Source organism: Terriglobales bacterium, assembly GCA_035937135.1.
Taxonomy (GTDB): Bacteria; Acidobacteriota; Terriglobia; order Terriglobales; family Acidobacteriaceae; genus DASYVL01.
The window spans coordinates 20,514-28,708 of the sequence record DASYVL010000169.1 but is presented as its reverse complement, the minus strand read 5'-3'; the positions used below and the strand labels follow the sequence as shown (position 1 = coordinate 28,708).

Here is an 8,195-nt window from a genome sequence, read left to right as displayed (position 1 = left end):
GGAAGAGCGGGCTGCGCAACAGGCGCGGGGAGACGTAGCAGCCGTTCTCGCCCTCGGGCAGACCGGCCAGATGAACGTGGCAGTCGGTGAAGCGCTGCGCAACTGAGGGTTGGACGTTCTCCATCGTCGCCGCCGGGTCTTGACACACCGATTTTCGCTCGCGCATACTGCGGGTCTCTCTCCCTCAATCGCTGAAGCCAGCGACGGTTGCCTGGGTCACACTCACGCACCGGGGCCCATGGGAGGCTGTTCATGAAGCGCGGTCGCGCCACGGCTTCCGCAGTCACGCTGTTCTTCCTGCTTTCCCTTGCCTGGGTAGGCGCTTCTCCCCCGCCGGCCCAGACCACTCCCCAGCAACCCGCGGGAAAGCGAAGCCGCGACGACGGCCTGGCAGCCTGGCAGCAGATGTACTCGGTGCTGACGCATCCGCGCTGCATCAACTGCCACACGGCCACCAACTATCCGCAGCAGGGCGACGACCGCCATCGTCATCTGTTCAACGTGGTGCGCGGCCCGGACGGCCGGGGCGTTCCAGGGCTGAACTGCGCGACGTGCCATCAGGACGCGAATGCCGACGCGACCGGAGTCCCCGGGGGGAAGCGCTGGCACTTGGCGCCGTTGTCCATGGCGTGGCAGGACAAGAACGATCAGGTCCTATCCAGCGCGGCGGTTTGCGCGAGCCTCACCGACTCCAGCAAGAACCATGCGCTGGATGGGCCCGGCATTTTTAAGCATCACGAGGCAGAACCGCTGGTTCTGTGGGCCTTCGCCCCCGGACGCCACGCCGACGGCACCGCGCGCACCGTGCCTCCGCTCTCGCACGCGGAGTTTGTGGCAGCGACGCGCCGCTGGGTGGAAGCCGGAAACCCTTGTCCCTAGAAGCTTGGTTTAGAGATCCGCCATGGAAACCTATCAGCTCACCGTGAACGGCAAGAAGATGAAAGTGGCCGCGGACCCGGGCACCCCGCTGCTGTGGGTGCTACGGGAGCACCTGAAACTGACGGGGACGAAGTACGGCTGCGGGATCAGCGCCTGCGGGGCGTGCACGGTGCACGTGGGGGGAGTCGCGGTTCGCTCCTGCGTGGTGCCGGTGTCGCACATCGGCGAGCGGCCCATCATCACCATCGAAGCGATGGCCCAGGATCCGGTGGGACACGTGGTCCAGGAGGCGTGGGTCGAGCACGACGTGGTGCAGTGCGGCTACTGCCAGAGCGGGCAGATCATGACGGCGGTGGCCTTGCTCAAGCACACGCAGCATCCGAGCGACACCAACATCGAGGAATCCATGGGCGGGAACATCTGCCGCTGCGGGACCTACGTCCGCATTCGCGAGGCGATCAAGAGCGCAGCGCGGCAGCTCAAGTAAAGGAGGCGCGTGATGAGAGTGGAAGCCAAATCGCGAGCAAGACGTTCGGTGAGCCGGCGCACGTTCCTCTCCGTGTCCGCCACGGCGGCTGGCGGGTTGCTGGTTTCCCTGTATCTGGATCTGCCGCTCACGGCGCAGGGTGCGGGCGCGGCGGGTGAGGTGAAGTATCCGCCGGCGGCGTTCGTTGAGATCCGGCCGGACGGGAAGATCGTCATTCAGGTGAACCGGCTGGAGTTCGGTCAAGGGATCAACACTGCCCTGCCGCTTCTGCTGGCGGACGAGATGGATGCGGACTGGTCGCAGGTGGTGGCGGAGCTGGCGCCGGCCGCCGACATCTATCGCGATCCCATGCGGGGGATACAGATGGTGGGAGGATCCGGGTCCATCCGGACGTCCTTCGAGCAATACCGGGAGTTGGGGGCGCGGGCGCGCGCCATGCTGATCGAGGCGGCGGCGAAGCAATGGAAGGTCACGCCCGCCCAGTGCCGGACGGAGGCCAGCGTGGTCCATGGCCCGGGCGGGCAGTCGGCGAAATACGCCGAACTGGCCGGCGAGGCCGCGCGCATGCCTGTGCCGGTCACGGTGCGGCTCAAGAAGCCTTCGGAGTTCCGCCTGGTGGGGAAAGGGGCTCCGCGCCTCGACAGCCGTCCCAAGTGCGACGGCTCGATGAAATTCGGGCTGGATCTCGATCTGCCCGGGATGAAGGTTGCGCTGGTGGCGCGGCCGCCAGTCTTCGGCGGCAAGGTGAAGAGCTTCGACGACAAGAATGCCCGGGCCGTGGAAGGCGTGCGCGATGTGTTCGAGATCCCGCTGGTGAAGGGCGGGAGCGCGGTGGCCGTGGTAGCGGACACGTTCTGGCCGGCCAAGCAGGGGCGCGACCGGCTGCAGGTGGAGTGGAATCTTTCCGGACTGGAACGCGCCGACAGTTCGGAGTTGTGGACGAAGTACAGAGAACTGGCTCGAACTCCCGGCAACGTCGCGGCCGCGGTCGGCGATGCAAAAGCGATGGATGGCATCCCCGCCGCCCGCCGGCTGGTGGCCGAGTACGAGTTCCCTTACCTGCCGCACACGCCCATGGAGCCGCTGAACACGACCGTGCGCTTCGACGGCGACCGGGCGGAGGTGTGGGCGGGCTCGCAGTTCCAGACCGTGGACCAGGCGGCCATCGCCGAAGTTCTGGGCCTGAAGCCGGCACAGGTCACCTTCCACACCGAGATGACCGGAGGCGGCTTTGGGCGGCGCGCGGTGACGGATTCCCACGTGCAACGCGAGGCGGCGGAGATCGCAAAGCGGGTGCGCGGGACCCCGGTGAAGCTGATCTGGACGCGCGAGGACGACGTGCAGGGCGGCTACTACCGTCCGATGCACGCGCATCGCGCAGAGATCGGCATCGGCGCGGACGGCATGCCCGTCGCCTGGCGGCACGTGATCGTGGGCCAGTCGCTGCTGGCCGGGACGCCCTTTGCCGGCGCCATCAAGAATGGCGTGGATGACACCGTGGTCGAGGGCGTGGCCGATACCCACTACTCCATCCCCAACCTGCACGTCTGGGCGCACCATCCCACGGTGAATGTGCCAGTGCTGTGGTGGCGCTCGGTGGGAAACACGCACACCGCCTTCGTGATGGAGACGCTGGTCGACGAGCTGGCCACCCGCGCCAAGACGGATCCGATCGCTTACCGGCGCAAGCTGCTCGCCCCCGACGCCAAGAAGGTGCGCGCGGCGCTCGACCTGATGGAATCGAAGAGCGCTGCCTGGCGTACCAAGCTGCCGAAGAACCACGCGGTGGGGATCGCCTGCCATGAGTCGTTCAGTACCGGTGTGGCCTGCGCCGTGGACGTCTCCATCGAGAACCAGCGGCCCAGAATCCATCGTGTTACCGTTGCGGTGGACGCGGGTTTGGTGGTCAACCCGCTGAGCGTCGAGAGCCAGTTTCAGGGAGGGATGACCTTCGGGCTGTCACAACTGGTAGCCAAGGGGGCGATCACGCTGAAGGACGGCCGGGTGGAGCAGCGCAACTTCGACGGCTACCGGCCGCCATACATCGGCGACGCACCGGTGGCAGTCGATGTCCACATCGTGCCCAGCACCGAGAAGCCGACCGGAGTGGGTGAGCCATCGGTCCCGGTAATCTCACCGGCAGTGGTCAATGCGCTGGCAAAACTGACGGGCAAGCGCTACCGTACCTTGCCGCTCACTTCGCTCTGAGCTGGCTGCTGCGCGCGCTTGCGCTGGAGTTTGACCGTCCCTATCGCCGTGGTAACATGACCACGCGGGGTGGAGCAGTCTGGTAGCTCGTTGGGCTCATAACCCAAAGGTCGGTGGTTCAAATCCACCCCCCGCAACCAACGGCCGCGGAAGGGCTAAACCCTGAAGCGGCCATTTTCATTTCAATCATGAGGGAATGAGCGTGAAAGGCTGGGCCAGCCCCCTGATGTTGGCGTTGGCGCTTGTCGGGCTGGGCCCGAGGCCCGCGTCCTCCATCCGAATCGTGGAATCGCGCCTGCCCGATTGCTTCCTGGGCGAGGAATATGACGCCGGGCTTCACGCGACCGCGGGCAGCGAGCCGCTCAAATGGGAGGTCGTGAAGGGGCGGCTGCCGGCAGGTTTGAAGCTCGAGCCAGGGACCGGCCGGGTACTGGGAAGGTGTGAAGCGACCGGCGACGTGACCTTCGCCGTGCGGGTGACCGATGCGAGCAAGCCGCCGCAGACGGCGGAACAAGAGTTCACGCTGCGGGTGCCGCCACCGCTCGTCGTCAAATGGAAAGACATGCCCGCGGTGCGGGATGGCGGCATCCACGGTTCGGTCACGCTGACCAATGGGCTCAAGGATGAATACGAGGTCACGCTCATCATCGTGGCGGTGAATGAGGTCGGGAAAGCGTTCGCGCTGGGCTATCGGCATCACAGCCTGCGCGCCCAGGCGAGGAACGAAGACATCGAATTCGGCGGCGACACGGTGCTGCCGCGTGGACGCTACATCGTGCACGTGGACGCCGTCGGCGAAGACCTGACCAAGAAGAAGATCTACCGCGCGCGGGTGCAGGCCCAGGATCCGTTGAACGTGCCGTGAGCACGGCAGGGGCCAGCCCCCACGTGCGAGCGGTCAAACCTCCAAAGAGACGCGCTCAGAGAATCGGAATTACTTGCTCTTGCGCGTTTCTGCCTCCGCCAGCCAGCCGCGGCGTAACCTTTCCTCAGGGATGCTGGAGAGGTACGGTTTGAGGTCGAGGATGGGCGTGCCGTCGAGCATGTCAACGCCGCGGACGTGCAATCGCGAGCCCTCGCGGCGGAGCAGCTCGACCACGGTGAGGCCGATGGGATTCGGCCGCCAGGGAGAGCGGGTGGCGAAGACACCATGGGGGCGGTTGTCACAGGGCGGCGTGCCCAGCAGTTCGAAACCCTGCGCGCGGTCGAATTCCCAGAGGACGAAGAGGTGGGAAATGCCTTCGATATCGGTGAGGCCAGGCTCGAATTCCGGCAGAATCTCGAGCGTGCCTTCGGCCTCGTGTTTGGCGCCCAGTCCCTTGGGAACTTCGCCGGTCGCCTTATAGTGACTTCGGACAAAGCCGATCGGCCGCGGCGCGAACATGTCGGGCCCTTCTCATTCGGAAAGACGGTCGTTGGCCTTTTATCGTTGGACGTTGGCCGTTGGCGCTGAGCGGCGCAACGCCCGCACCATCAGTTCTTCAGCTTGCGCCGCTCGCACGCATCCACGATCTTGGCGGGATCGATGGCTTCCTTGTCGAGAGCGATCTCCGCCAGCTTGCCGTCCTTATCAATCAGGAAGTTGACGCGGCGCGCCGCTTTGTACTTCTCGTGGTAGATGCCGTACTTGCGGGTGATTTCCCCGCCCCAGTCACTGAGCAGGGGGAAGGTGACGCCGATGGAGTCGGCGAAGGCTTTATTGGCGAAGGGGCTGTCCATGCTCACACCCAAGACCTGGGTGTCGGTCGCTTCCAGCTTGGCCAGGTTCTGCTGGAAGTTCTTCATCTGCAGGGTTCAACCACCGGTGAAGGCGAAGATGTAGAAGGCCAGCACCACGTTCTTCTTGCCGCGATAGTCGTGGAGGGAAACGTCCTTCAGCCCCTTGCCATCGAAGTATTGCAGGGTGAAGTCGGGTGCCATCGCGCCGAGCTTGACCGTGGGCGGAGGCAAGGGCGGCGGGGGCGCGGGCGCTTTCTTGGTGGTCTCCGCTCGCAGTTGGCGGGAATCGGGCGATTGCAGCAGGCCGGTAAGAACCAGACCGACAGCGAGCACAGTCAGCAGGACTTTACGCATAGAGCGGGCTCCTCTCAGGGGCGCTTGAGAGCAAGCCTAACTCGCTCGGACGCCTGCGTCAACGCCGTTGCGCGGACTGGCCCCAGCCGTTACAGTGGTGCGAGCCTTCTTCCACCCGTGAAGACGCGGTCCCTGAGCAAGACGAATCCGTCGCGACAGGCGCGGACCAAGAATGGCGCCCGCGCCGGGCGTGCTTCCGACAAGTACCAGCGCATCCTGGACGCGGCGGTAGAGGTGATCGCGGAGAGCGGTTACTTTCAGGCGCGGGTGACGGATATCGCCGCACGGGCGGGCGTGGCCGACGGCACCATCTACCTCTACTTCAAGAACAAGGAGCAGATCCTGATGGCGGCCATCGACTCCGCGTTCGCCGCCTTCCTGGAGCGCACCCGGGCGGAGCTCTCCCGCACACAGGAACCCCGCGAGCGCCTGCGGCGGCTGGCCCAACTGCACCTGGAGACGCTGGGAGCCAACCGCAACCTGGCCATCGTGTTTCAGACCGAGCTGCGCCAGAGCGCCAAGTTTCTGGCACAATTCTCGCACCAGCGGCTGATCGAGTACTTCGACCTAATCCGCGAGGTGGTGCGCGAGGGCCAGCAGGCGGGCGTCTTCCGCCGCGGGCTGTCAGACAAGATCGTGGCCAACTGCTTCTTCGGCGCCCTGGATGAGATGGTGACCTCCTGGGTGCTGAGCGAGCATGACTACCCCCTGGCGGGCGCAGCCGACGCCGTGGTGGACGTGATCCTCAAGGGCATGGAGACCCGGGCGGAAGCATGAACACCATCAACGAGGTCTTCTACGCGGCGATCGAGCGCAACCTCGACCGCCAGATGTTGTTCAAGCAGACCATCCAGTGGATTTCCATCTCCGCCAGCGAGCTCTACCGCGACGTGACAGGGACGGCGCGGTCGCTGGCGGCCTGGGGCATCGGCAAGGGTGACCGGGTGGCCATCCTCAGCGAGAACCGCCCAGAGTGGGCGGTGGCCGATTTCGCCACATTGATGTTGAGCGCGGTGGACGTCCCCATTTACACCACGCTGACCGGGGAGCAAACCGCGTACATCCTGAAGGATTCAGGGGCGCGGGTCATCTTCGTCTCCACCGCCGACCAGCTCAAGAAGGTGCTTTCCATCAAGGGGCGGACGGCGCTGGAGAAGATCGTGGTGATGGATTACATCGGCATCACCGAGGGAATACCGATGCACCGGCTGATGGTGAACCAGCCCAAAAGCCGCGACCCGGAGCTGGACGCGCGCGCGCTGGCCATCGGCCCCGATGACCTGGCGACCCTCATCTACACTTCGGGCACCACGGGCACGCCCAAAGGCGTGATGCTCACCCACGGCAACCTGGCCTCCAACCTGGAGCAGATCGACCGCTTCCAGTGGACGACGGGGGAGGTGGGAATCTCTTTCCTTCCCTTGTCGCACATCACGGCGCGCCACCTGGACTACACCTTCTTCAAGCGCGGCGTGACCATCGCCTACTGTCCCGACCTGGACCGCCTGCCGCAAACCCTGCTGGAGGTGCGGCCGACGGTGCTGGTAGGCGTACCCCGCATCTACGAGAAGGCGCGCGCCTACATCGAGCGCAGCAGCCGGCCTCCGCTGAAGCGTCCTTTTTTCAACTGGGCGCTGCGGGTGGGCCGCGCCCACAAGGACGAGGTTCTGGCGGGCAGGCAGCCCACCGGCTTGGCTTGGAAGCTGGCCGACGCCCTGCTGTTTTCCAAGGTGCGCAAGAACTCCGGAGGCCGGGTGCGGACGTACATCTCCGGGGGAGCGCCGCTGGGGGTGGAGCTGGCGGAGTGGTTTGCCTCGGTGGGCATCGTGATCCTCGAAGGATATGGCCTGACCGAAACCTCGCCGGTCATCGCAGTGAACACTCCAGCGGAACACAAGCTGGGCACGGTGGGCAGGCCGGTTCCCAACATCCAGGTGAAGATCGCCGAGGATGGCGAGATCCTGGTGAAAGGACCCTCGGTCTTCAAGAGCTACTGGAACCTGCCGGAGGAAACCAAGAACGCCTTTGAGGACGGCTGGTTCAAGACCGGAGACATCGGGAGCCTGGACGCCGAGGGTTACCTCACCATCACCGACCGGAAGAAGGACCTGATCAAGACCTCGGGCGGAAAGTTCATCGCGCCGCAGCCGCTGGAGAATGCGCTGAAGGCGAATCCGCTGGTGGCGCAGGCGGTGGTCATCGGCGACCGGCGGCGCTTCGCGTCGGTCATCCTCGCCCCCGACTTCCGCATGCTGGAGGACTGGGCGCGGGCCAACCGAGTGGCCTTCGCCGGGCGCCAGCAGTTGATCGCCGAACCCAGGATCCGAGCGCTGTTCGACGGCATCGTGGCCGACCTCAACCAGCGCCTGGCGCAGTTCGAAACCCTCAAGAAGGTGCTGCTGGTGCCGGATGAGTTTTCGGTCGCCTCCGGGGAGCTGACGCCCAGCATGAAGCTGAAGCGGCGCGTGGTGGAGGAGCGGTACCGTGCGCAGATCGAAGCGCTGTACGCGCAGGAGAAGCCCGACGTCGTGCCTTCGCTCTGAGCGGT

The 8,195-nt window shown here is 65.4% G+C and carries 8 protein-coding genes and 1 tRNA gene; 7 read left to right on the top strand and 2 right to left on the bottom strand.

Annotated features, from left to right (window positions below; genetic code table 11):
* Nucleotides 1–252 precede the first annotated feature (252 nt).
* The 5 genes from VGQ94_09960 (at nucleotide 253) to VGQ94_09940 (ending at nucleotide 4,439) form a co-directional block, all read left to right on the top strand.
* Nucleotides 253–879, top strand: coding sequence for a hypothetical protein (locus tag VGQ94_09960; protein HEV2022837.1), 627 nt, complete (start codon nucleotides 253–255; stop codon nucleotides 877–879).
* Between the two features lie 22 nt (nucleotides 880–901).
* On the top strand, nucleotides 902–1,366 hold the full coding sequence (locus VGQ94_09955) for a (2Fe-2S)-binding protein (protein HEV2022836.1): 465 nt from the start codon (nucleotides 902–904) through the stop codon (nucleotides 1,364–1,366).
* 12 nt (nucleotides 1,367–1,378) lie between these two features.
* A complete protein-coding gene (locus VGQ94_09950; protein ID HEV2022835.1) occupies nucleotides 1,379–3,574 on the top strand; it encodes a xanthine dehydrogenase family protein molybdopterin-binding subunit in 2,196 nt (731 codons plus the stop codon).
* Nucleotides 3,575–3,637: 63 nt separating this feature from the next.
* Nucleotides 3,638–3,714: transfer RNA gene (locus tag VGQ94_09945), tRNA-Met, on the top strand.
* 56 nt (nucleotides 3,715–3,770) lie between these two features.
* Nucleotides 3,771–4,439, top strand: coding sequence for an Ig domain-containing protein (locus VGQ94_09940; GenBank protein HEV2022834.1), 669 nt, complete (start codon nucleotides 3,771–3,773; stop codon nucleotides 4,437–4,439).
* Between the two features lie 69 nt (nucleotides 4,440–4,508).
* Here VGQ94_09940 and tsaA read toward each other — a convergent pair whose 3' ends face one another.
* Together tsaA and VGQ94_09930 are read right to left on the bottom strand one after the other, a co-directional pair.
* Nucleotides 4,509–4,958: a tRNA (N6-threonylcarbamoyladenosine(37)-N6)-methyltransferase TrmO gene (tsaA, locus tag VGQ94_09935; GenBank protein HEV2022833.1), complete on the bottom strand. Its 450-nt coding sequence runs from the start codon at nucleotides 4,956–4,958 to the stop codon at nucleotides 4,509–4,511.
* An 89-nt stretch (nucleotides 4,959–5,047) separates the two neighbouring features.
* Nucleotides 5,048–5,494 (bottom strand): redoxin domain-containing protein, encoded by a 447-nt coding sequence (locus VGQ94_09930; GenBank protein HEV2022832.1) that lies wholly within the window; start codon nucleotides 5,492–5,494, stop codon nucleotides 5,048–5,050.
* A gap of 270 nt (nucleotides 5,495–5,764) precedes the next feature.
* Here VGQ94_09930 and VGQ94_09925 point away from each other — a divergent pair, with 270 nt between their 5' ends.
* Nucleotides 5,765–6,424: a TetR/AcrR family transcriptional regulator gene (locus VGQ94_09925; protein HEV2022831.1), complete on the top strand. Its 660-nt coding sequence runs from the start codon at nucleotides 5,765–5,767 to the stop codon at nucleotides 6,422–6,424.
* Nucleotides 6,421–8,190: a long-chain fatty acid--CoA ligase gene (locus tag VGQ94_09920; protein ID HEV2022830.1), complete on the top strand. Its 1,770-nt coding sequence runs from the start codon at nucleotides 6,421–6,423 to the stop codon at nucleotides 8,188–8,190. The genes VGQ94_09925 and VGQ94_09920 overlap by 4 nt, the downstream gene beginning before the upstream one ends.
* The last annotated feature ends 5 nt before the right edge of the window (nucleotides 8,191–8,195 follow it).